General features: G+C 46.0%; 1 protein-coding gene. It reads left to right on the forward strand.

What is annotated here, in order from left to right:
• The first annotated feature begins 72 nt into the window (after window positions 1-72).
• On the forward strand, window positions 73-1,608 hold the full coding sequence (nifK, locus tag RRG12_RS43965; protein ID WP_420760120.1) for a nitrogenase molybdenum-iron protein subunit beta: 1,536 nt from the start codon (window positions 73-75) through the stop codon (window positions 1,606-1,608).
• Window positions 1,609-1,662 lie beyond the last annotated feature (54 nt).

The following is a 1,662-nucleotide window of genomic DNA, read 5'->3' on the forward strand; positions in this document are numbered from 1 at the left end:
CGCGATTCATCGCGTCTCTATCCCACTCACACCTCAATTAGTAAAGAATTCAGTAAGCTTGGAGATCCAGAAATGCCTCAGAATCCAGAAAAAATTCAAGACCACGTCGAGTTATTCCACCAGCCTGAGTACCAACAGCTATTTGAAAACAAAAAGCAGTTTGAAAACGGTCACGACCCCGAAGAAGTAACACGGGTTGCAGAGTGGACAAAGGGTTGGGATTATCGTGAAAAGAACTTCGCTCGTGAAGCTTTAACCGTTAACCCTGCTAAAGGTTGTCAACCATTGGGAGCAATCTTTGCTGCTGTTGGTTTTGAAGGTACTCTACCTTTCGTTCAAGGTTCTCAAGGTTGCGTTGCTTACTTCCGCACCCACTTAACCCGTCACTACAAAGAGCCATTCTCTGGTGTATCTTCTTCAATGACTGAAGATGCAGCCGTGTTTGGTGGTCTGCAAAACATGATTGACGGCTTGGCGAACTCTTACCAACTCTACAAGCCCAAAATGATCGCTGTCTGCACCACCTGTATGGCAGAAGTAATTGGTGATGACTTACAAGCCTTCATCAACAACTCTAAGCAAGCTGGTTCAGTTCCTCAAGATTTCCCAGTACCTTACGCTCACACCCCTAGCTTTGTCGGTTCCCACATCACTGGTTACGACAACATGATGAAGGGAATTCTTTCTAACTTGACCGCAGGTCATAAGAAAGAAACCAGCAATGGTAAAATCAACTTCATCCCAGGTTTTGACACCTACGTAGGTAACAACCGCGAAATCAAGCGGATTGCTTCCTTGTTCGGCTTTGACTACACAATTCTAGCCGACAACAGCGACTACCTCGATTCACCAAACACAGGTGAATTCGATATGTACCCAGGTGGTACAAAGTTAGAAGATGCAGCAGATTCAATCAATGCGAAAGCTACGATCGCACTGCAAGCACACTCTACACCCAAAACCCGCGAGTACATCGAAAAAGAATGGAAGCAACCAACCTCAGTTTCCCGTCCTTGGGGCATTAAGGGTACTGATGAATTCTTGATGAAACTCAGCGAATTGAGCGGTATCCCCATTCCTGAAGAATTGGAAATCGAACGCGGTCGTGCAGTTGATGCCATGACTGACTCTCACTCATGGATTCACGGCAAGCGCTTCGCTATCTACGGCGAACCAGATTTAGTATACAGCGTAGTTGGCTTTATGCTAGAAATGGGTGCTGAACCTGTGCATGTCTTGGTTCACAACAGCAACGAAGTATTTGAAGCAGAAATGAAAGAATTGCTTGCTTCTAGCCCCTTCGGTCAACATGCAACTGTTTGGCCTGGTAAGGACTTGTGGCACATGCGTTCACTGTTGTTCACCGAACCAGTAGACTTCTTAGTTGGTAACACCTACGGTAAGTACTTGTGGCGCGACACCAAGATTCCCCTCGTGAGAATCGGCTACCCCATCATGGATCGCCACCACCTACACCGCTATGCCACCATTGGTTATCAAGGTGTGATCAACCTCCTCAACTGGACTGTAAACACCCTGTTTGAAGAAATCGATCGCAACACCAACATTCCTTCTAAGACAGATATTTCCTACGACTTGATTCGTTAGAAATTGCGTAGAAACACAACGTGTTAATTAAAGGGTGAAGAAGGGGAATAGGGA

This window comes from Nostoc sp. CALU 546 (assembly GCF_048836525.1).